This window comes from Cryobacterium arcticum (assembly GCF_003185895.1).
GTDB lineage: Bacteria > Actinomycetota > Actinomycetes > Actinomycetales > Microbacteriaceae > Cryobacterium > Cryobacterium arcticum.
The window spans coordinates 1,971,773-1,992,202 of sequence record NZ_QHLY01000012.1 but is presented as its reverse complement, the minus strand read 5'-3'; the positions used below and the strand labels follow the sequence as shown (position 1 = coordinate 1,992,202).

21 protein-coding genes are annotated in these 20,430 nt (G+C 67.0%); 20 read left to right on the top strand and 1 reads right to left on the bottom strand.

Going from position 1 to position 20,430, the window contains the following annotated elements; all coding sequences use genetic code 11:
* The first annotated feature begins 31 nt into the window (after positions 1-31).
* The 11 genes from pilM (at position 32) to CTB96_RS19120 (ending at position 12,750) form a co-directional block, all read left to right on the top strand.
* Positions 32-1,081 carry a type IV pilus assembly protein PilM gene (gene pilM / locus CTB96_RS19170; protein ID WP_110128351.1) on the top strand — a complete coding sequence of 350 codons (1,050 nt, stop codon included), beginning with the start codon at positions 32-34 and terminating at the stop codon, positions 1,079-1,081.
* Complete coding sequence (locus tag CTB96_RS19165; protein ID WP_110128350.1) at positions 1,078-1,740, top strand: hypothetical protein; 663 nt, start codon at positions 1,078-1,080, stop codon at positions 1,738-1,740. Before pilM ends, CTB96_RS19165 begins: the two co-directional genes overlap by 4 nt.
* A gap of 2 nt (positions 1,741-1,742) precedes the next feature.
* Positions 1,743-2,459 (top strand): hypothetical protein, encoded by a 717-nt coding sequence (locus tag CTB96_RS19160; RefSeq protein WP_110128349.1) that lies wholly within the window; start codon positions 1,743-1,745, stop codon positions 2,457-2,459.
* A gap of 105 nt (positions 2,460-2,564) precedes the next feature.
* On the top strand, positions 2,565-3,650 hold the full coding sequence (locus CTB96_RS19155) for a hypothetical protein (protein WP_110128348.1): 1,086 nt from the start codon (positions 2,565-2,567) through the stop codon (positions 3,648-3,650).
* 26 nt (positions 3,651-3,676) lie between these two features.
* Complete coding sequence (locus CTB96_RS19150; protein WP_110128347.1) at positions 3,677-4,165, top strand: DUF6121 family protein; 489 nt, start codon at positions 3,677-3,679, stop codon at positions 4,163-4,165.
* A gap of 53 nt (positions 4,166-4,218) precedes the next feature.
* Positions 4,219-8,694: a type VII secretion EssC family protein gene (locus tag CTB96_RS19145; RefSeq protein WP_110128346.1), complete on the top strand. Its 4,476-nt coding sequence runs from the start codon at positions 4,219-4,221 to the stop codon at positions 8,692-8,694.
* 225 nt (positions 8,695-8,919) lie between these two features.
* Positions 8,920-9,234, top strand: coding sequence for a hypothetical protein (locus CTB96_RS19140; RefSeq protein ID WP_110128345.1), 315 nt, complete (start codon positions 8,920-8,922; stop codon positions 9,232-9,234).
* An 85-nt stretch (positions 9,235-9,319) separates the two neighbouring features.
* Positions 9,320-10,654 carry a hypothetical protein gene (locus CTB96_RS19135; protein ID WP_110128344.1) on the top strand — a complete coding sequence of 445 codons (1,335 nt, stop codon included), beginning with the start codon at positions 9,320-9,322 and terminating at the stop codon, positions 10,652-10,654.
* A gap of 4 nt (positions 10,655-10,658) precedes the next feature.
* Entirely contained in the window at positions 10,659-11,300 is a 642-nt protein-coding gene (locus CTB96_RS19130; protein ID WP_110128343.1) for a hypothetical protein, read from the top strand.
* A complete protein-coding gene (locus tag CTB96_RS19125; RefSeq protein ID WP_110128342.1) occupies positions 11,297-11,887 on the top strand; it encodes a hypothetical protein in 591 nt (196 codons plus the stop codon). The genes CTB96_RS19130 and CTB96_RS19125 overlap by 4 nt, the downstream gene beginning before the upstream one ends.
* Positions 11,884-12,750: a hypothetical protein gene (locus tag CTB96_RS19120; RefSeq protein ID WP_110128341.1), complete on the top strand. Its 867-nt coding sequence runs from the start codon at positions 11,884-11,886 to the stop codon at positions 12,748-12,750. The genes CTB96_RS19125 and CTB96_RS19120 overlap by 4 nt, the downstream gene beginning before the upstream one ends.
* A gap of 66 nt (positions 12,751-12,816) precedes the next feature.
* On the opposite strand, the gene CTB96_RS19115 is transcribed toward CTB96_RS19120, so the two are convergent.
* Positions 12,817-13,311, bottom strand: a complete 495-nt coding sequence (locus CTB96_RS19115) for a hypothetical protein (RefSeq protein WP_146215865.1) — start codon at positions 13,309-13,311, stop codon at positions 12,817-12,819.
* 235 nt (positions 13,312-13,546) lie between these two features.
* On the opposite strand from CTB96_RS19115, the gene CTB96_RS19110 reads away from it, so the two are divergent.
* The 9 genes from CTB96_RS19110 to rpsG all read left to right on the top strand — a co-directional run bounded on the left by CTB96_RS19110 (position 13,547) and on the right by rpsG (position 20,345).
* Positions 13,547-13,834: a WXG100 family type VII secretion target gene (locus tag CTB96_RS19110; protein ID WP_248283454.1), complete on the top strand. Its 288-nt coding sequence runs from the start codon at positions 13,547-13,549 to the stop codon at positions 13,832-13,834.
* Positions 13,835-13,952: 118 nt separating this feature from the next.
* Positions 13,953-14,441: a hypothetical protein gene (locus tag CTB96_RS19105; RefSeq protein WP_110128338.1), complete on the top strand. Its 489-nt coding sequence runs from the start codon at positions 13,953-13,955 to the stop codon at positions 14,439-14,441.
* Between the two features lie 4 nt (positions 14,442-14,445).
* Complete coding sequence (locus CTB96_RS19100) at positions 14,446-15,408, top strand: hypothetical protein (RefSeq protein ID WP_110128337.1); 963 nt, start codon at positions 14,446-14,448, stop codon at positions 15,406-15,408.
* Positions 15,401-17,032 (top strand): hypothetical protein, encoded by a 1,632-nt coding sequence (locus tag CTB96_RS19095; protein ID WP_110128336.1) that lies wholly within the window; start codon positions 15,401-15,403, stop codon positions 17,030-17,032. The genes CTB96_RS19100 and CTB96_RS19095 overlap by 8 nt, the downstream gene beginning before the upstream one ends.
* A gap of 2 nt (positions 17,033-17,034) precedes the next feature.
* Positions 17,035-17,562, top strand: a complete 528-nt coding sequence (locus CTB96_RS19090; RefSeq protein ID WP_110128335.1) for a hypothetical protein — start codon at positions 17,035-17,037, stop codon at positions 17,560-17,562.
* Between the two features lie 59 nt (positions 17,563-17,621).
* Positions 17,622-18,263, top strand: a complete 642-nt coding sequence (locus CTB96_RS19085) for a YitT family protein (RefSeq protein WP_248283453.1) — start codon at positions 17,622-17,624, stop codon at positions 18,261-18,263.
* Between the two features lie 267 nt (positions 18,264-18,530).
* Positions 18,531-19,175, top strand: coding sequence for a spermidine/putrescine ABC transporter substrate-binding protein (locus CTB96_RS19080; protein WP_110128334.1), 645 nt, complete (start codon positions 18,531-18,533; stop codon positions 19,173-19,175).
* 325 nt (positions 19,176-19,500) lie between these two features.
* A complete protein-coding gene (gene rpsL, locus CTB96_RS19075) occupies positions 19,501-19,875 on the top strand; it encodes a 30S ribosomal protein S12 (RefSeq protein ID WP_055811472.1) in 375 nt (124 codons plus the stop codon).
* Positions 19,875-20,345, top strand: coding sequence for a 30S ribosomal protein S7 (gene rpsG / locus CTB96_RS19070; protein ID WP_066597688.1), 471 nt, complete (start codon positions 19,875-19,877; stop codon positions 20,343-20,345). Before rpsL ends, rpsG begins: the two co-directional genes overlap by 1 nt.
* The last annotated feature ends 85 nt before the right edge of the window (positions 20,346-20,430 follow it).

Sequence of the window (20,430 nt, the reverse complement as noted above, 5' to 3'; positions counted from 1 at the left end):
TGTTTTCAATAAGCGACAGAGGAGCGGACCAGTGGCAACAAGTGTCGTAGGAATGGACATCGGCGGCCTGATGCTGCGCGCCGTCGAAGTAAGTGACCCCGGTTCGGCGCGACCAACTTTGTTGCGATACCACCAGGTTCAGATTCCGGCCGGTGCCGTCTTGAGCGGCGAGGTCATCGAGACCAACACGGTCGCCGGCGCCCTCAAACAGCTCTGGGCCGAAGGGGGATTCAAGACCAAGAATGTTGTTCTGGGAGTCGGTAATCAGCGAGTCTTGGCCCGTGACCTCAGCGTGCCGAAGATGTCGCTAGCTCGCATCCGCGAATCACTTCCCTTCGAGGTGCAAGAAATGCTTCCCATTCCTATCGCTGACGCGCTCCTCGACTTCTACCCCATCGCTGAGATCGAAGGTGAAACCGGACCTATGGTGCGCGGCCTGCTCATCGCAGCAGTGAAGGCTGCGGTACTGGCAAACGTGAACTCTGCCCAACTGGCCGGCCTGACCACCGTCGATGTTGACTTGATCCCCTTCGCCCTGAGCCGTGTGTTGCTGTCCCGCCCAGGTGTGAGCGGCACGGTTGCTCTCATCGATATCGGCGGGAGCACAACGAGTGTCGTCATTGCCATCGATGGTGTACCGCAGTTTGTGCGCATCATTGCAACAGGTGGCAATGACATCACGCAGGCATTGCGCTCCGATGCCGAACCCGCGGGCGAGCAACCCGAAGAGACCAAACGGCGTCTCGGCCTGGCAACCGGCACTGTGGCCGCCGCTGACAAGAAGGCGATCGAAGTGATCTACAAGGTCGCTAGCGAGCAGTTGACCAGCCTGCGTAACACCATCAATTACTTCGTGAACACTCGGCCGATTGACGCGGTGAGACAAATTGTGCTCAGCGGAGGGGGCTCTCAGCTCCGCGGGCTTCCGGAGGCCTTGGCCGAGATGACTCGACTTCCTGTCGAAGTGGCAGATCCGTTTGGAACAGTGGCGCTAGGCAGGGGACTCACGTTGCAGGAGCTTCGACGCGACGGTTCCGAATTCGCCGTAGCACTCGGACTAGCGCTCGGGCGGGCGGCATGAGCCGCGCCGGCAAGGAGGTCGCCCTGATCATCGGCGGTGTTCCCCGAGTCGATCTGCTTCCTCCCGAAGTTCATCGTGAACGTCACGCCAGGGTCGTTCGTCGCCGAATGGGCTGGGGTGTCATTGGTGTGGTGGCTCTCATGGGGCTGGGTATCGGTGGGTCCATTGCATGGGCGATGCAAGCCGAGTCACAGTTGGCCAGTGAGCAGGCGCTGACGCCCAAGTTGCTCGAGGAGCAATCCAAATACCTCGAGGTGCGAACCGTGCAAAGCCAAGTCGAGCTTGTCAAGGCCGCACAGCAGGTCGGCGCCTCGACCGAAATCGACTGGAAGTCGTACCTCGAGAGCGTTCAAGCCATCCTTCCCGCCAGCGTGAGCGTGGAGACGGTGGCCGTGGACTCGGCCTCGCCCCTGGCTCTCTACGTGCAGCCCACCGCACCTTTGCAGGGTGCCCGAATTGCAACGGTGACATTCACTGTGAAGAGCGCGGTACTACCGGATGTGCCTACCTGGTTGGACTCCCTCGCCGATCTGAACGGGGTGGCGGACGTCCTTCCTGGCTCGGTGGCCAGGGGCGAAGACGGTGTCTTCACCGTGACCCTCATCATGCATGTCAACGATGCCGCCCTTGCGCAGCGCTTCACGGTCGAGGAGAAGTAGCCATGGACAAGAACCGATTCTGGATGATCGGCTCCATCCTCACCATGATCGTGGTCCTGGTGGGGGGCACACTACTTGGAATCCAACCTCAGCTCGCCGCTGCGGCTGCCGCGAACGCCCAGCGCGCTACGGTGGCCACCGCAAACGCCGGCCAGTCGGCCGTCCTTGAGCAGTTGAAGCAGGACTTTGCCGGACTCGATTCCCTGAAGAGTGAACTGGCTCCGCTCAACGCGTCGGTTCCTTCGGAGACTGGCATGGCTGCTTTCTTCAAGCAGCTCGATGCGCTCGCCGGAGGCACTCAGGTCACGCTAAAGGGCATCACCGTCGCGGATCCCGTGCCGTACGTGCCTGTGGTGGCACCCGCCGCGGTGGCGGCAAGCGCTGCAGAATCGGACCCTGCCGCGAGCTCGGCTCCGACCTCGGTTCCGGAACCCGGCACTCCGACAGTGGGCACGCCTCCGGTGACGAACGCGAAAATCACGACCGACAACTTCGCTTCGCTTGCCATAACCGTGACGGTCAAGGGCACCTATGCCAACGCGCTCCAGTTCGTGAACGGACTGCAATCCGGTGCTCGCCTGTTCCTTGTATCGGGCCTGGTAACCAGCCGCGGTGCAGGAGAAGGGGCCGCGGCCGCTCCCGACGACGTGACCGCGACGATTTCTGGATTGGCATACGTGCTCGTGCCCAGCACGCAGCATGCTGCCACGGTCGGATAACTGCGTGGTCCCCGCCGCGCGCGCCCCGGTTCCGTCGACTTCGCACCCCTCATTGCTACAGTGGCAGCACAGAGCTACGGCCACGAGGCTCACGAGGAGTGCAGCATGACCGACACGACGCCCCCCGAGGGCAACAAGAACGACAACCACGATGCTCCCACCGAGCACATCGACGCGCCCGACAGCACCAACCCCGAGCCAACCACCATCGCCGACCCGAATAAGTCTGTCGACCAGACCGTGAACGAGCAGCGCGCAGAGCCGACAGCCGTGCCGGTCGCCGAGACGTCAGAGCCGACGCCGGAGCCCACCCCCGACTACGTTCCCGGCGAGCCGATCGACTACGAACCGGCGACCCCCGTTGCCAGCTCCGCGTCGGAGGCGCCGACCGAGAAGGTCGAGCGCATCACCAACGCCGAACCGGCCGAACCCACCGCGGCAGAAGTCGCCCGCGACGAGGCCACGTCGGTGCAGAAGGACTACACACCCACCTACGTTCCCGCCGCCACCGTTGTGGTGCCGACTCCCGCAGCGGCCAGCCAGCCCGCCGTGCAGAGCCCCGCCCAGCAGCAGGCCACCGTGCAGAGCCCGGTGCAGCAGCAGCCCACGCAGCAGTTCGCGCCCACCCCGGTCTACGTCACCGCTCCGACCCCGCCCAAGACCCTGGGCAACCGGGCCGCCGGCATCCTGATCGGCCTGATCGCCACCGCCGTCTTCGCCGTGGTCTACGCCCTCGTCGCGTTCTTCATCTCCGCTGCCGGCGCCGTCGACGTGGCCGACGCCACCAGCCGGTTCACCGATTTCCTGGTGCTGCCGGTCTACTACGTGCCGGTGATCTTCTTCTTCCTCGCCTTCGCGCTGCTGGTCGCCATCCTGAACCGCGCCGGCTGGTGGGCCTACGTGCTCGGCGGCTTCATCGTGGCCGTGATCGTGTACTTCTCCTACCTCGGTGGCGCCCTCCTGGCCGTGCAGGCCTGGACGCTCACCCCGTCGGAGGCCGTGCGCTTCATGAGCAACCAGTGGCTGAACCCGGGCGCGATCGCCGCGGCCATCGTGGCCCGCGAGGTGCCCATCTGGTTCGGTGCCTGGATCGCCCGCCGCGGTCGCAGCGTCACCGCGAAGAACATCGCCAACAAGCAGGAATACGAGCGCCAGCTCGCTGAGGGGCCGCAGCTCGCTCGTCCGGCCTAACCGTCGGCAGTGCGGGGGAGCACACCATGCGCGATTACCAGAAGTACGCGACGATCGTCGCGGTGTTCGCCACCGTGCTCTACGCCGCGCTGCTCGTGGCCGCGTTCGGCATCATCAGCCTGGCCACCAACCTCGACGTCATCGCCGACCGGTCGGCCGGCCCGCTGGTCGGCCCCACCATGGCGGGAGTCTCCACGGTGATGGTGTTCATCATGCTGCTGGTTCTCGGCGTAAATACCCCACCCGACAAGCAACGAGTCGTGGTGGGGTTCGCCGTCGCCACCGGCATCGCCGCGTACGGCCTGTTCATCGCCACCGGAGCCATCCTCGTGGCCGCCGGCAACGGCGACCCGTTCGGCGTTGTGCTTTTCGCCGGCAGCATGCTCGCCAGCCCCTTCGCCCTCGCGGTGGGAGTGCTCGCGTTCATCGTGGCGCTCACCTACTCGATCCTGCTCGCCTCGCACTATGGCGAACACGGTCGCCCGCTCTGGCCCTGGGAACGCCGCGGCGAATAATCGGCACCACCCACTCGAACCAGCACCGACCGCAGTACTGAAATAGGGACTGAATGCGCCTCAAGCTCACCCTGGTTCGCCCCAACGGCGCCGCCAGCGACATCATCGTCACCGCGGATGCCGCGGCCACGATCTCCGAAATCGCCGGCACCATCAGCCGGGTGGATGCCCAAACCGTGCACTCGCCCGACCGGTACCTCACCCTGCGCGCCACCCTGCCCGGCCAGAGCGTGCCACTCACCCTGCCGCCGGACGGACCGGTGGGCGAAGCCTGGATCGGCTCCGGTGCATCCGTGAGCCTGGCCGATGCCGGCGTGCTCTACCAGGCACCGTCGACCATCACCGTGCCGCCGGTCGCGCAGCTGCGCGTGCTCACCGGACCGGACGCTGGCCGCGACTTTCCGCTCGCGCCCGGCAGCCTGGTGCTCGGCCGTGACCCGTCCTGCGACATCGTGCTGCACGACAGCCTGGTGTCGAAAAAGCACGCCCGGCTCGAGATCGGCGACACCGTGGAGGTCATCGACCTGGGCAGCGCCAACGGCGTGGTCGTCGACGGCGGCATCGTGGGCCGCCTGCGCATCGCAAAGGCCGAACGCCTGCTGCTCGGGGACTCCGAGGTGGAGATCAGCCTGCTCACCGACGCCCCCAGCCCGGAGAGCGCGCCCAAGCCCGGCCCGATCTTCTTCAATCGGTCGCCCAAGGTGGAGAAGCGTTACATCGGTCAGGAGTTCGCCGCCCCAGAGGTGCCGGTCGAAAAGGAAGCCGCGCCGTTCCCCCTGCTGGCGATGATCACCCCGTTGCTGCTCGGTGGCGCCATGTTCGCCTTCACCCAGAGCCCGATCAGCCTGCTCTTCTGCCTGCTCTCGCCGGTGATGCTGCTCGGCAACTTCTTCACCACCAAGTCCCGCGATAAGCGCCGCCTGCAGAAGGCGGTCGCCACCTTCGAATCGCGCCTCGAGGTGCTCACCGCCCGCCTCGCCACCGAACGGGTCACCGAGTTCGAACTGCGGCTCAAGGAGTCCCCGTCGACGGAGGAGGCGCACGAGCACGCCATGAACCGCGGCCCGCTGCTCTGGACCCGCCGGCCCGAGCACTGGTCGTTCCTGAACGTGCGGCTCGGCTGCGGCACCATGAACTCCCGCAATACCATCAAGGATTCCAGTCGGGGTGACATGCTGCCCGAGTTCCAGGAGAAGCTCACCGAGGTCGTTGACGCCAACCAGACCCTCGACGGCGTGCCGCTGATCGACAACCTCTACGACTCCGGTGCGCTCGGCATCGCCGGCTCGCCCGTGCAGGCGATGGGCTCGATCAACTCCATCCTGGTGCAGCTCACCGCCCTGCACTCCCCGGCAGAACTCGTGGTCGCCTCCCTGCTGACCCCGCGCTGGTCGCGGGAGCTGGAATGGCTCAAGTGGATGCCGCACACCTCCTCGCCGCACAGCCCGATCGAAGGCAGCCACCTCGCCGACAGCGCCGCCAGCGCCAGCGCGGTGCTCTCCAGCATCGAGGGCGTCGTCGAGCAACGCCTGGCCCAGGCCAAGTCGAAGCGCCGGGGCGCCATGGTGCAGACGGATGCCGCGCTCGAGCGCGGCGGTGAGGTCGGCTCCGGCTCCGACCAGGGCACCAAGTCGCCCATCCCCGCGATCGTGCTGCTCATCTCCGACGACGTGGCCGTCGACCGGGCCCGCCTGGTGCAGCTCGCCGAGATCGCCGCCGACGCCGGCGTGTACCCCATCTGGATGGGCCCGACCGTGGCCTCGCTGCCCGCCGTGTGCCGCACCTACCTGCACCTCGCCGACGAACCCGGCATCGCCACCGTCGGCTTCGTGCGCCTGGGCGAGACCATCGACAACGTCGTCACCGAACAGGTCGACTCCGCCACCGCCCTCGAATTCGCCAAGCGCATGGCCCCGGTCATCGACGCCGGCGCCCTCGTCGCCGACTCCAGCGACCTGCCCCGCACCGTGTCGCTGGTCACCCTGCTCGGCCATGACATGGTCGAGACCAGCGCCGCGGTGATCGACCGCTGGCAGCAGAACACCTCCATCCACGACCGCTCCGGCGGCACCCCCAAGCCCCGCCGCGCGGGCAAGCTGCGCGCCATCATCGGCTCCGCCGGCGTCGACGCCATGCACCTCGACCTCCGCACCCAGGGCCCACACGCCCTCGTCGGCGGCACCACTGGCGCCGGCAAGAGCGAGTTCCTGCAAGCCTGGGTGCTCGGCATGGCCGCCGAATACAGCCCCGACCGGGTCACCTTCCTGTTCGTGGACTACAAGGGCGGCTCGGCCTTCGCCGACTGCGTCACCCTGCCGCACTGCGTGGGCCTGGTCACCGACCTCAGCCCGCACCTGGTGCGCCGCGCGCTCACCAGCCTGCGCGCCGAACTGCACCACCGTGAGCACCTGCTCAACCGCAAGAAGGCCAAGGACCTGCTCGAACTGGAGAAGCGCGGCGACCCCGACAGCCCGCCCGCCCTGGTGCTGGTGATCGACGAGTTCGCGGCGCTGGCCACTGAGGTGCCCGAGTTCGTGGACGGTGTTGTCGACATCGCCCAGCGCGGCCGGTCGCTCGGCATCCACCTGATCATGGCCACCCAGCGCCCCGCCGGCGTGATCAAGGACAACCTGCGCGCCAACACCCCGCTGCGGATCGCCCTGCGTATGGCCGACGAGTCCGACAGCACCGACGTCATCGGTACCAAGGACTCCGCCCACTTCGACCCGGCTATCCCCGGCCGCGGCGTCGCCAAGACCGGCCCCGGCCGGCTCGCCCAGTTCCAGTCCGCCTACGCCGGCGGCTGGACCAGCCGCGAACCCGAACGCGCCGGCATCGACGTGCACGAATTGCGCTTCGGCGCCGAGAGCCGCTGGGAGGAACCCAGCTCCCACGAGAACCTCGACGAAGACCGCGACCTCGGCCCCACCGACCAGCAGCGCCTGGTCACCACCATCGTCGGCGCCAACGCCGGCGCCGGCATCCCCGCGCCCCGACGCCCGTGGCTCGATGAGCTCGCCGCCGCTTATGACCTCAGCCTGCTGCGGCAGCGCACGGATGCCGAGCTGCTGCTCGGGGTCTCCGACGTCGCGGAGCAGCAGCAACAGGTCTCCGCCTACTTCCGGCCCGACATCGACGGCCACATCTCCATCTTCGGCACTGGTGGCTCGGGCAAGTCCGCGGTGCTGCGCACCCTCGCGTGCGCGGCGGCGATCACTCCCCGCGGCGGTCCCGTGCACGTCTACGGCCTGGACTTCGGCGCCGGCAGCCTGCGCATGCTCGAGCAGCTGCCGCATGTGGGTTCGATCATCATGGGCGACGACGCCGAACGCATCGTGCGGCTCTTCCGCACCCTGCAGGGTGAACTGGACCGTCGTAAGGCGCTCTACGCCGAGGCCAACGCGTCGAGCATCAGCGAATACCGGCAGCTGGCCAACCAGCCGAACGAACCGCGCATCCTGCTGCTGATCGACGGGTTCCCCAACTTCCGCAACGACTTCGAGATCACCGCCGGACGGGCCCAGTGGTTCGACGTGTTCAAAGACATCCTCTCCGACGGCCGCCAGCTGGGCCTGCACGTGGCCCTCACCGCCGACCGGGCCGGCGCCGTGCCGGCATCGATCTCCTCCGCCATCCAGCGGAAGGTCGTGCTCCGGCTCGCCGACGACGGCTACGGCATGCTCGACGTGCCCAACGACATCCTCAGCATCAAGTCTCCGGCCGGCCGCGCCATTGTCGACGGCTTCGAAACTCAGATCGCCATCCTCGGCGGGCTCTCCGCCCAGTCGGCGCAGTCCGACGCCACTCGGCGTCTGGCTGAGGCGATGCGCCGTGCCGGCGTCGCCGAAGCCCCCGCCATCGGGGCGCTGCCCAAGGAGTTCCCGCAGACCCAACTGCCGGCTCGCGTGGGCGACCGGGTGGTGCTCGGCCTCGGCGATGTGGACCTCGGCCCGGCCGGGTTTGAACCGAGCGGCACCCTGCTGTTGGCCGGCCCACCCGCCAGCGGTCGCAGCACCGCGATCGAATCGATCGCGATGTCATTCACACGGTTCGACCCGGATGCCCGGCTTTATTACTTCGGCAACGCCCGGTCGCCGATCTCCCGGCTGGGCCTATGGACCGAAGCCGCCACCACCGTTGACGCCGTCGCAGCCCTGGCCAAGGACCTCGCCGCCGCGGTTTCCGACCCCGACACCGAGGGCCGCATCGCGGTGTTCGTCGAGAGCCTCGGTGACTTCCTGCAGTCGAGCGCCGACGGGCCGATCCTCGAGCTCACCCGGGCGGTCAAGCGCAGCGACCACTTCCTGCTCGCCGAGGCCGAGACCAGCGCGTGGAACTCGTCCTGGCCGTTGTTCGGCGAGATCAAGAACTCCCGCCGGGGCCTGTTGCTGCAACCGGAATCGGTGGAGGGCGACATCCTGCTGAAAACCGCGCTGCCCCGCCTCAACCGGTCCGAGTTTCCTCCCGGCCGCGGTGTGCTCATCGCCAAGGGCAACTTCGTGCGGGTGCAGCTGCCCCTGCTCCAGTGAACTGTCTCGCGGGATCTCGACAAGCTCGATCAGCGGATGGGCGCGCCCGCCTCGTTGGTCGAGCTTGTCGAGACCTCGTGAGCGCAACCACCGTGCACCGACGGATGGGGACCGCTGCCCATCGAGTCGGTTCCGCGGCTTCGGTAGTGTTCAGTGCAGGCAGCCACCCAACGCGCATCCGTCGTCGTCGGGCCAGCCAAGCCGCAGAACTAGGGGGAACCGATCGTGAGTGATCTCATCATCAACCTGCAGTTGCTTCATCAGCTCAGGGACGACTTGGACGCCGTCGTGGCGGAGTTCACCAACGCCGATGACTTCAGCGACGACGTGGCCACCGCCACCGGCCATGACGGCCTCGGTGGGCACGTCACCGACTTCGCCCACAAGTGGAACGACAAGCGCAAGTCCATGACCGAAGCGGTCGAGGGTCTGCAGAAGAAGATCAGCGGCATCACCGACGGGTTCACCCAGGTGGACGACGGTCTCGCGAAGGCGCTCACCGACGCGGCCCCGCCGATGCAGACCGCCACCCCGCTGTGACCTCCACCGCCGTGATCGCCATCACGCTGGCCTCCTCCACCCGGCCGGCCCCGAGAACGCTCCGCAGCTTGAAGAAGGAATCATCATGACTGACAGCGAATTCCGCGCCCTGGAGGGCGACCCCGATCTGGTGCGCACCAAGGCGGAGCATTACGCCGAGATCGCCAACGCGATCTCCCGCTCGGTGACCACGCTCAACTCGATCAAGTCGGTAGAGGGCATGACGTCCCTGGCCATCGACGCGATTCGGGAGGAAGCGGGCAAGGTCGCCGACGATATCGGCAAGGCCAAGGACCGCTACGCCGGCACCGCGTCGGCCCTGATCACTTATTCGGGGCAGCTGCGTATCGCCCAGGACGCCGCGAACACCGCCATCGCGAACATCGGCGACAAGGAAACGGCCGCCAGCACCGCCAACCGTGCCGCCACCTCGGCGTCGACCAAGGCCGACAGCGCCACTCCCGAAACCGCCACCACCGAGCAGGCCGCCGCTGCCAAGGCCGACGAGGCCGCCGAGGCCGCCGGCACCGCTCTGGCGGCCGCGCAGCAGGAGTGGCACAACGCGCTCGACGTGAAGAACCAGGCCGCCGAGGCCGCCATCACCGCGATCGTCGAGGTCGTCGACGGCAAGAAGAGCCAGGACCTCAACGACACCTGGTGGGATGACTGGGGCGCCAAGGCCCTCGACATTCTCAAGGTTATCTGCGACTGGGCCGGCGTTCTCGCCATCTTCCTGGCCTGGGTGCCCATCCTCGGGCAGGTGTTGCTGGTGCTCGCCGCCGTCGGCGCCGTGCTCACCCTCATCGAGGCCACCGTCAAGGCCATCAACGGCGACGGCAGCTGGTGGGATGTGGCCGGTGCTGCCGTTGGCGCCGTGCTCTCGGTGTTCGGTGGAAAGATCTTCTCCATCGGCGCGAAGTACCTGCGCGCGTCCACGATCACCCGGGCGGCGTCACGACTGGATGGCGCTCCGGCGCTCACCCGTCAGCTCAGCGGCGTTGGCCGTCACAGCTCGGCCTACATGAGTATCGACGACGCCGCGGTCGCCGTGTCGAAGCCGTTCAAGGACTCCCTCGGTGAGGCCTTCAAGAAGTCATTCACACCCGAATTCACCCAGGGTGCGGGCCCGGCGCAGCTGCTGCGCGAGGCCGCAGAGAAGGCGCTGCCGACGCTGGACAGCTTTGCCCCGACCAACCTGCTCAAGCTCAACACCGACCTGCTGGACTTCTACCGGATGGCGGCCAAGGCGCCGCAGATTCTTGACGCGCCCATGGTCGTGCAGGGGGTCATGCTCTCGGCGTACCAGCTGAACACGATGTACAAGGCCGTCGACAACCTCGTGGAGAACCCGCTCGACCCGTTCCTGGGCGATTATGCGGAGGTCGTGAACCAGACCGAGAAGACCTTCGGGAGAGACTAGACCGATGACAGCATTCACCCCGGCCCCGCTCCGCGACATCGTCGACCTCGGCGTTGACGCTGATCAGAGGTGGTATCCGGTGCCGCTGGGCGGTGCGGAGACCACGCTCTGGGGAGAGGCCCTCGCCGCCGAACTCACGCCGGCTGGCCCCAGTCGCAATACCCTGGGCGCCCAGCTCGAGGCCCTGCAGGTGCGCCTGGCCGGCATCGGCAACCCGCGGGTCAGCTGCGCCGTGTGGGTCCCGTACCCCGAATCCGGCCGGGCCTCCTGCGCGCTCGGCTTCGAGCTGACCGATATCGGCGCCGGCCTCAGCACCGAGGCCGCGGCCGCCGCATACTTGGCAGACCTGAAGGCCGACGAGGGCCGCCGCTACCCTGGCACCGAGTACCTCAGCGTCACCACCTGGCAGGGCGAGGTGCCCGCCGGTCCGTTCGTGGCCGCGCACAACCTCGTCTCCCGTCGTGACCTCGGCGACGACGAGGCCACCATCGAGGAGCGCACGGTCTTCGCCGTGTTCCCGCCCGGCGCCGCCCAGCTCGTGCAGCTGGTGTTCTCCGCCGAGAGCGTCGGCGCGTTCCTCAACATGCCGCGGCAGACCGAAGAGGTTGTCGCCGCCCTGCGCATCGAACTCGAGGAGACCGCGTGACTCGCGAGGTAGTCAGCCCGGACCAGACCTATTCGATCATCCTGCCCGGTACCTGGGCGGTCATCCCGTTGCAGGACGAGACCGCGATGACCAAGCGCATCGTGGCAATGGTCAAGAAGCAGGTCGGTGGCGGCGACCGGGCCGCGCGCATCCGTCGGCAGACCCGCGATGAATTCGTGAAGACCGCGCAGCAGGCGCGGGATGCCGGTGCCACGTCGTTCGCGCTCTCCCTCGAGCTCATGCCCGGCATTCCGTTTCCGGCCGCGCTGCTCTCGACGATCGAGCCGTGGCCGCTGTTCGCCTCGGCGGAGCTCGGCGTGGCCGACAGGTTGCGCGCCGCGCTGCCCGGCGCCGTGCTGCTCGAACAACAGAGCGGCCCGGTGGCCCGCGAGGCCGAAACCGCCAAGCAGCGGGTGGGCGGCGCGACCGTGCCGTCGCTGCGCGTGGTGTACTGGGTTCCTCGCCCGCACCAGGACGACCTGTTGCGCGTGACGATTTCCGCACCCATGGTGGAGAGTCCAGAACTCTTCACCGAACTGTTCGACGCGATCGTTGACTCGATCACCTGGAAGGCCGACTCGCTATGAGCCACAGCACCATCCCGCCCGAAACCACGACCGGCCGCAACACCCGCGGACTGATCTTGCTCTCGATCGGGGTGGTGCTCACCATTGCGGCGATCGTGCTGTTGGTGGTGACGGTGGTGGGCATCTCCTCCCTGCAGTCCGAGGCTCTGGCCCGCATCAACGAGGAGAACCTCTCTTACCGGGCCGAGTTCGGCTTCGTGGAGCGGGAACTCTCCTCACTCTCAGCCATGGTCGCGTTCCCCGCGGTGCTGCTCGTCGCCGCTGCCTGCTTCCTCATTCCCGGCTACTTGCGCCGCCGCGGCGTAATCGCCCAGCGCGACACCACCTTCTGGCGCGGCGGCTCCAACGCCGCCACCTTCAAGCCGCTGCCGCTCGGCCTGCACGCCGCTTGGGCGCTCGTACCGCTGGCCGCCTGGGTGCTGTTGGTGTTCATCCCGGTGCAGAACCTGCTCGGCGGCACCGCCTGGCCGGCCGGCCTGCAAGACGAGAATTCCACGGCTGTGTGGATGCTGCTGGCCTCTTACGGCGGGCTGGCCGCCGGCCTGTTCGCGGTGATCGTGGTGTCGCTGCTCAAGAAGATCGTCTACACCGGCCACCTCAGCCGGCATCCCGACGCCGTGGACGGCAGCGCGGGCAAGCGGACCTGGCGCTGGGTCACCTTCCGCTGGCGCTTCGATCTCTGGCTGGCCGGCCTCGGCGGCGCCTTCGTGGGCCTGTGCTGGATCGCGCTCGGCTTCGAGGACACCCCGTTCTTCGTCACCACCCTGATCATCGGCCTGGCGCTGCTGGCCGCGGGCGTGCTGCTGGCGGTCAACTACTGGCGCGCCGGCGAGCCCCTGGGTAAGGCCGAGTCCTACTCATAGGCCGTGGCCATAGCGTCGGTGCTGCGCGCTCGACGTCGAAGCGCTGCTCGGGGGTGCTGCGCGACGCTACCGCAGTTTCGACGTGGGTCGGAAGTTCGGAGTTGCCCGAGGTGACTCGGGCCTCGGCAGACGGTGCACCGAGTTGAGGTACAAGAACGCGATGGCTCCGAACTGCAGAGTGCCGATTATGGAGTTGACGACAACGATGCCGTGTGGGTCGAGAGTGGGCGCGTCGGGCGCAATCCCGAGCGCGGCGAATGTCGAACCAATGACCCCCAGGGCGAACAACCATGCGAAGAGCACGCCTAGACGCCTGCTCAGCTTTCGGCGTGCGGTCATCTGCCACCAGGGCCGCGCCAGCGGGATTGCTTCACCACGTCCGCGAAAGATGCGCGCACAGAATATGACGCCGCCAAGGGTCAGGATCGATGAGGCGATGTTCACTGCGACTGACCCGGCGCCCGCCACCGTGAGGAGGTCTGATAGAAGCCATCCTGCCGCGAAGACCGCGACGACGAACAGCAGTTTGAACTGCCAGCGGAGAACCCGATACTCACCCATGCGCCACATCAAGCACCCCATCCCGTCAGCTCAGGGTAGACCCTTCGTTCAACGGCATTCCGGCGGGTCGGTGCTGCGGGCCCGGCGAGTGTAGAACGTTCCCGACGATTCGAAACGCATGGGGAGTGCTGCCCATTCCGCCGCGCGGTCCGGGTTCGTTAGGTTATACATAGTCGGTCGGCCTGAGGGGGTTGGCCCCGAACGAACTAACAAGGAGCTGTATCTCATGGCGAATATGAACGTAACTTATAGCGAAATGCGCGACGCGTCCAAGAACCTGATCGCAGGCAAGGACGACCTCACCGCCAAGCTTTCCCAGCTGCAGAGCCTGGTCAACAACCTCGTCGCCGGTGGCTTCGTCACCGACGCCGCGTCGGGTGCATTCCACACCTCGTACGAGCAGTTCACCAAGGGCACCACCGAGGCCGTCAACGGCCTCACCGGCATGTCGGAGTTCCTCATCCGCGCTGCCGACGCCATGGAAAACGTGGACAGCGAGCTCGCTCGCGGCATCAGCGGCTAATTCCGCACGTGTGACCCAAGGCGTGGCCGGTTTCCGGTCACGCCTTTGGTCAATCCACAGGGCATCGCCCGCACCACCATCCAGCACCATCGGCAGCACCCACCACCAGGGAGACCGGATGTACGGCGACATGGCAGCACTCGGGCGGCGATCCGCCGAGCTGCGCATCCTGGCTGAAGACACCCGTACCCGCGCCACGACTCTGCGCGCGGCCGTCGGAACCACCTGGGTCTCCGCCGCAGCGGCCACCTTCATCGAACAGCTGGGCCAGCGTGCCGGTAACCTCGACGCCTCCGCCACCTCGCTCGAAGAGGCGGCCGACGCTATCGATGCGCACATCCGCGCGGTCGAAGCCGTCAAACAGGCCATCGCTGAGGCCGAGCAGTGGATCTCCGATCGGTGGAACGACGCCGCCCGGCTGGTGGGCAATACCGTCGAGGTCATCAGCGAGGGCGCCGAGAACGTCTTCGAATTCTTCGGCACCGAGGTGCCCCGCGCGCTCGTGAGCGAAGCCGACGAACTCGTTCGCACCGTGCGAGAACTGCCGCCCGTTGGCTCGCCCGACTGGCTCGACCTCGCCGACACCTTCCACCGACGGGGCTGGTAAAACCATGGCTTTCACGACCAATGCTCCCCGCACCACTCCCACGACTCCGGCCCGGTTCGGCCTCACCGTCGACCAGCTACAGCTGATGCAGGCCCGCTGCCCTGGCATCACCCTCCCGCCGGAATTCCATTCCGAGTGGGGCACAGCGGTCACCTCAGACGAACGCGCCGAACGGATGCTCGTGGCCGAGTTGGGCCTGATCGACCAGGGCCTGCTCCGTGCGAGCGCCGCCGCTCCGGCCGGCAGCGCCGACGTCGATCCCGACCCTGCCGACGACTTCTCTGCCCGCATGCACCCGGCCGTGCTCGGCTTCCTCGGCCTCTTCACCGAGCCGGCCCTGCTGATGGCGGTGCACTCCTGGGGCGGCGGCCGCACCATCGTGCAGACCATCGCCGTGCGTGCCGGTTTCGCCGCGTCGCTCGTGCGCGGCCAACGCCTCGACGACCACGGCAGCCACCCCGTCAACGAAGACGCCGTCGAGCTCTCCGCCTTCCCGGTCACGGCACTGATCACCGAGACGCTGCGTTCCCTGGTGCGGCTCGAACCGCATGGCACACCCGCACAGCCGGCGCCGTCTCCCGCCGGCGTCGCCGTGCTGCCGCTCACCCTCGCCCAGGGCTTGATCGGCGCCATCCGCACCGGCGACCCCGAGATCATCCACGCCGCCGCCCTGAAGGTCGGGTTGCCGCGCGCCGAGCCCGTCGTTGGGCGCGCAGCGTTCGGTATCGACGCCGGCTACAGCCTCGTTGCCGCATCGCTCACCGGCGACACTCTCGCCGTGCACTGGTTCCGCAGCCCCGGCGGCTGGTTCGAGCTGAGCGCCGACACCCCCCTGGTGGGCCAGATCGAATCCAGCATCGACTTCGTCGACTCCAGCCGGGTGCGCATCGCTACCACGAGTCCGGCCGCCATCGTGGGTCAGGTCACCACCGCGATCGGTTCACTCGTCGGGGTACTCCGTGGCTGACTCGGGCGGCATCACCGTCTCCGGGGGAGCGGGCGGCATCGGCGCGCACCTCGACGACATGCGCACCGAGTCGGCGCAGCTCTGGGCCATGTCGGAGCAGCTCGTCGACCAGGCCACAGCCGCGGCCGGCATCGCCGTCGACGGCAACCTGCTGGCCTCCGCCATCCTCTCGCCGATCACCGCCGCGGCCGCCGAACAAGAGATCATCTTCGCCACCGGCCAGATGCTCCTCTTCGCCACCGACGCCGGCGTCACCGCCGTGTTCCTGGCCGGGGCGGTAGATGCCTATGAGGCCGTCGACGCCAGCCTCACGATCCTCGCCAACGCGGCCGTGAACACCGGCACGCTCTTCCTGGGCGTCATGGCGGTGCCCCTCGCCCTCGGCGCTGGCGTCTTGGCGCTGGCCGATGTGGCCGGAGTCTACGTGGGCGGGTACCTGGCGGAGGGGGTCAACGCCCTCGGCGAGGGGATCGACAAGACCCTCGCCAACCCCGCCACCCTGCTCAACCCCGGCCTCGCACTCGGCACCCTGGCTGCGAACACTATCGAGGCCTACGACGTCGATGCGGCTCAAGACGCGGTCGACGAAACGTTCGCCGATCAACTGGCGCAACTCAACGAGCTCGCCGGCGACAATGCGTGGGTGGTCGACCTCATCGCGCAGGGCGCGCCCGGCCTGCTCACCGGCCTGACCTTGCCGCTCACTGTGATCTTGGGCCTGGCCGGCACCAACGCCCTGCTCGAGAAACTCACCGGGGTGCCGTGGCCGCCGAACACCTACGAAGAGGCGCTCCAGGCCATCATCGGCGCCGGCAACCAGGGCGGGCACTTCAACGACGGCCAGCTGCTCGACCGCGGCGACCTCTTCGAACCGCCTGCGATCGTAGGTGAGGAAGTGGTGTCGCCCACCAATCTGAGCACCCTGTTCGAGGGTTCGGCCCAAATCGACGAATTCGACGCCATCGGTGACGACACAGATAGCTTCGCGCGCATCCGCATCACCGAAGTACCGGGCAACCCGCCCAGCTTCATCGTGCAGATTCCCAGCACCCAGTCCTGGGACCCGACCGCCGGCAGCACCCCGAACGACGTCACCAGCGACACCCACGCCATGCTCGCCCAGCAGACCGCGCTCTCCAGCGCGGTTGATGCCGCGATGAAGGAAGCCGGCATCACCTCGGAAAACCCGGTGATGCTCGAGGGCTTCAGCCTGGGCGGTATCGTCGCCGGCCAGATGGCCGCCGACCCCAGCCTCGATTACAACATCACCCACGTGGCCACCGGCGGTTCGCCCATCGCCAACTTCGACATCCCCAGCGACGTACAGGTGCTTTCGCTCGAATTCGACGAAGACCCGGTGGCCAAACTCGACGGCAACAGCAACCCGGATTCCGCCAACTGGAGCACCGTACATGCCGACGCACCCTCGTTGCCGAGCGACAAGGGCGTTCCCGTGGGCATGGCCGGCGATCAAAGTGCGCACAACTCCAACCGGTACGCGATCACGGCGGCCGAAGTCGACGCATCCACCGACCCCAGCGTCACTGCCTGGTCGGAATCGGCCGACGGATTCTTCAACGGGTCCGGACCCACGACCACCACCGATTACGGAGCACAACGCTAGCCATGGCCCACCCCCAACGCAGATTCAGACGTATCGCCACCGTGCTGTTGTTCGGACTGGCCGGATCGGTAGTGCTCAGTGGATGCCTGGGCCTCGGTCAGAGCGCCGACACCGAGCCGTCCGCTGGTGCGGGCACCGGCGCTGAGCGCAAGGGGTCAGCTGCCGTCGCCGACCTCAAGTCGGTGCCCGGGGTGCTCGACGCGATCGTGACCAGTGGACCCAACGGCCTGCCTTCCCAGATCGAACTCACCACCGGCCTCAACCTCGAGGCCGGCTACGCCGGTGACCTGCCCGCCCTGCTGGACTACACCCTCGCCCAGGCCTGGTCGGTCACGGTGGAAGAACCGACCACCGTGGTCTCGGTCGGCTTCCTCGACGGAGACTCCGCCCTCGACCTCGCGCCGGCCGCCGCCGAACTCGGCTGGACCGACCAGCCCGGCCCGAAGCTCGAACTGTCGGTCGACGACCTCGCCGAGCGGTACGGCGCCTGGCCCGGTCCTGTGCCCGAAAAGCCCGCGGCGTTGGGCTGACCCTGCGCTGAGTACCATGGCGTAATGACCTGTGCCACTTATCTCCTGGAGCTGCGCGCGTGACGCGCACGGTTCCCGCCCCGATCGTCGACCCGTCCGAGGGTCCGCAGCGGGTGCCGCACAGTCGCTTTGAGAACATCGTCGCCCTGTTCATCGGCACGTTCGCCGTCTCCTTCGGCCTCTACCTGCTCAAGGAGGTGGGGGTCGCCACCGGCGGCACCGCCGGCATCGCGCTTCTCGCCAGCTACGTGAGCGGATGGTCGTTCAGCGTCTGGTTCGTGCTCGTCAACATCCCCTTCTTCGTGCTGGCGATCCGCCGCATGGGCTGGCGCTTCACCCTCAAGACCCTCGCCGCCGTGGTGATGGTGTCGCTGTTCTCCGAGGTGCACCCGCTGCTGCTGGAGATCCGGCACATGGACCCGGTCTACGCCACCATCCTGGGCAGCCTGCTCGCCGGAATCGGCCTGATCGTGCTGTTCCGCCACCAGGCCAGCCTGGGCGGGGTCAACATCCTCGCGCTCTACCTGCAGCAGAGCCGCGGCTGGCGTGCCGGCTACGTGCAGCTCGTCGTCGACGTGCTCATCGTGCTCGCTGCCTTCGCCACCCTGCCGGTGCCAATGGTGCTGCTCTCAGTGGTCGGCGCGGTCATCCTGAACATGATCATCGCCATGAACCACCGCCCGGACCGCTACTTCGGCTAGTCCCGCAGAACGCTCCCCACCGCCGGTCGAGCCCACTCCGCTGATCGAGCCCGTTCCGCTGATCGAGCTTGTCGAGATCTCGTGACCATTCCTCCGGATCGCGACCGCTCCGTTGGTTGAGCTTGTCGAAACCTCGTGACGTTCGTTCAGGGGTCGGCTTACGGGGTCTCGACAAGCTCGACCAACGAGATGGTCGTGACCACTCCGTTGGTTGAGCTTGTCGAAATCTGGTGACTGGCCGGCCCTCACGGACTAAACTTGACAGCCATGGATGCATCCATCGAGTCGCGGGTCGGCCGCGAGGTCGAGGCCTGGTTGCGTTGGGTTCCGCGGTGGCGGCCCGGCACGCACCGGGCACGCTCCAGACTCTGCCAGCAGTGCTTCGGCTCCCCGGTGCTCAAGGCCGCCGGCCTCGACACGGATGTGCCGCACGCGGTGCAGCATCCGCTCTCGATGCGAGTGAAGACGCTCATCGAAGACGAGGTCGAAACCTACACCGCGCAGAACCTGCCGATGCTGCACCGCGAACTCGGGCTGATCGAGTTGCGCCGGGCCGCGCAGGCGTACCACCCGTTGGAAGGACTCGGCCCGGAGTTCGACGGCATCGAGCTCGACCCGCCGCCCAGCGAACCGGACTCGCCCTACCTGTTCACCTTCGAAGAGTTCGTGCAGCCGCTCAGCGCCGACGACCCGGAGCTCGTTCCGCCGCCGCTCAGCATCGAAGAGAAGGCGTCGCTGCGAGTGGAGATGCGCCTCGCCGACGACTACGCGCTGATCGTGGGCCGGCGGGTGTGCGCGGTGCTGGCCGGGCACAAAGACGAGCTGCAGAACGCCATCGCCCGGTTCGTGGAACCGCAGGTGCAGGCGCTCCTGGCCGACCTGGGTAGCACGCTTGACCCGCACAGTCGGTGAGTTGCGTCTCGCTCATGTCGCCGGAATCGGATCCGCTTGACCCACACCCCCGGCGGGGTTAGCATTGACCGGTGTGCGCTTTGTCGTGCGCTTCAGTTATGCCGCTTCGTTGTTCCAACATCGGGTTGCACTTCAGACGCCCCGACACTCCACGCAAGCAGGGTTTGCTCTCCGAGCGGCCCCCACGGCATACCCACCAGAACGATCGAACGCGAGTTCGTGATGTCCGGAGGGTCCAGATGAACTCGATGAGCACTGCGAAGTGCGATTCGAATGCTTTGACATCAGTCAGCTGTCACCGTGCAGCAAAAACAAGGAGTTATTAGTGCCCACCATTCAGCAGTTGGTGCGAAAGGGACGCAGCCCCAAGGTCACCAAGACCAAGGCTCCCGCCCTGAAGTCCAACCCCCAGCAGCGCGGCGTTTGCACGCGCGTGTACACGACCACCCCGAAGAAGCCGAACTCGGCTCTCCGCAAGGTTGCTCGCGTCAAGCTGTCCAACGGTACCGAGGTCACCGCCTACATCCCCGGTGAAGGCCACAACCTGCAGGAGCACTCGATGGTGCTCGTTCGCGGCGGTCGTGTTAAGGACCTCCCCGGTGTTCGTTACAAGATCGTTCGTGGCGCACTGGACACCCAGGCAGTCAAGAACCGCAAGCAGGCTCGTAGCCGCTACGGCGCCAAGATGGAGAAGAAGTAATGCCTCGTAAAGGCCCAGCGCCCAAGCGTCCCGTTATCGCTGACCCGGTATACGGCGCCCCCATTGTTAGCCAGCTGGTCAACAAGATCCTCCTCGACGGCAAAAAGGGCCTCGCCGAGCGCATCGTTTACGATGCACTCGAAGGCGTCGTTGCCAAGAACGGTGCGGATGCTGTTGTCACGCTGAAGAAGGCACTCGACAACGTGCGCCCGACCCTCGAGGTGCGTTCGCGCCGCGTCGGTGGTTCCACCTACCAGGTGCCCGTCGAAGTCAAGCCGCACCGCGCGAACACCCTCGCGCTGCGTTGGTTGACCAGCTACGCCAAGGCGCGTCGCGAGAAGACCATGACCGAGCGCCTCACCAACGAGATCCTCGACGCGTCCAACGGCCTCGGTGCCGCTGTGAAGCGTCGTGAGGACACTCACAAGATGGCTGAAGCGAACAAGGCTTTCGCTCACTACCGCTGGTAGTCACTTTCCGCTGGTCGAGCTTGTCGAGACCCTGGTCTCGACACGCTCGACCGGCGCAAGGCCTGTTCAACCTCACCTTTCTTTC

Excerpts from the sequence above, each read along its gene's own strand:
- CTB96_RS19100 (WP_110128337.1), top strand. The coding sequence starts at position 14,446 with ATGGCTTTCACGACCAATGCTCCCCGCACCACTCCCACGACTCCGGCC.
- CTB96_RS19110 (WP_248283454.1), top strand. The coding sequence starts at position 13,547 with ATGAACGTAACTTATAGCGAAATGCGCGACGCGTCCAAGAACCTGATC.
- CTB96_RS19155 (WP_110128348.1), top strand. The coding sequence starts at position 2,565 with ATGACCGACACGACGCCCCCCGAGGGCAACAAGAACGACAACCACGAT.
- CTB96_RS19105 (WP_110128338.1), top strand. The coding sequence starts at position 13,953 with ATGTACGGCGACATGGCAGCACTCGGGCGGCGATCCGCCGAGCTGCGC.
- CTB96_RS19135 (WP_110128344.1), top strand. The coding sequence starts at position 9,320 with ATGACTGACAGCGAATTCCGCGCCCTGGAGGGCGACCCCGATCTGGTG.
- CTB96_RS19150 (WP_110128347.1), top strand. The coding sequence starts at position 3,677 with ATGCGCGATTACCAGAAGTACGCGACGATCGTCGCGGTGTTCGCCACC.
- CTB96_RS19080 (WP_110128334.1), top strand. The coding sequence starts at position 18,531 with ATGGATGCATCCATCGAGTCGCGGGTCGGCCGCGAGGTCGAGGCCTGG.
- CTB96_RS19115 (WP_146215865.1), bottom strand. The coding sequence starts at position 13,311 with ATGGGTGAGTATCGGGTTCTCCGCTGGCAGTTCAAACTGCTGTTCGTC.
- CTB96_RS19090 (WP_110128335.1), top strand. The coding sequence starts at position 17,035 with ATGGCCCACCCCCAACGCAGATTCAGACGTATCGCCACCGTGCTGTTG.
- CTB96_RS19120 (WP_110128341.1), top strand. The coding sequence starts at position 11,884 with ATGAGCCACAGCACCATCCCGCCCGAAACCACGACCGGCCGCAACACC.
- CTB96_RS19165 (WP_110128350.1), top strand. The coding sequence starts at position 1,078 with ATGAGCCGCGCCGGCAAGGAGGTCGCCCTGATCATCGGCGGTGTTCCC.
- CTB96_RS19130 (WP_110128343.1), top strand. The coding sequence starts at position 10,659 with ATGACAGCATTCACCCCGGCCCCGCTCCGCGACATCGTCGACCTCGGC.
- rpsG (WP_066597688.1), top strand. The coding sequence starts at position 19,875 with ATGCCTCGTAAAGGCCCAGCGCCCAAGCGTCCCGTTATCGCTGACCCG.
- CTB96_RS19160 (WP_110128349.1), top strand. The coding sequence starts at position 1,743 with ATGGACAAGAACCGATTCTGGATGATCGGCTCCATCCTCACCATGATC.
- CTB96_RS19145 (WP_110128346.1), top strand. The coding sequence starts at position 4,219 with ATGCGCCTCAAGCTCACCCTGGTTCGCCCCAACGGCGCCGCCAGCGAC.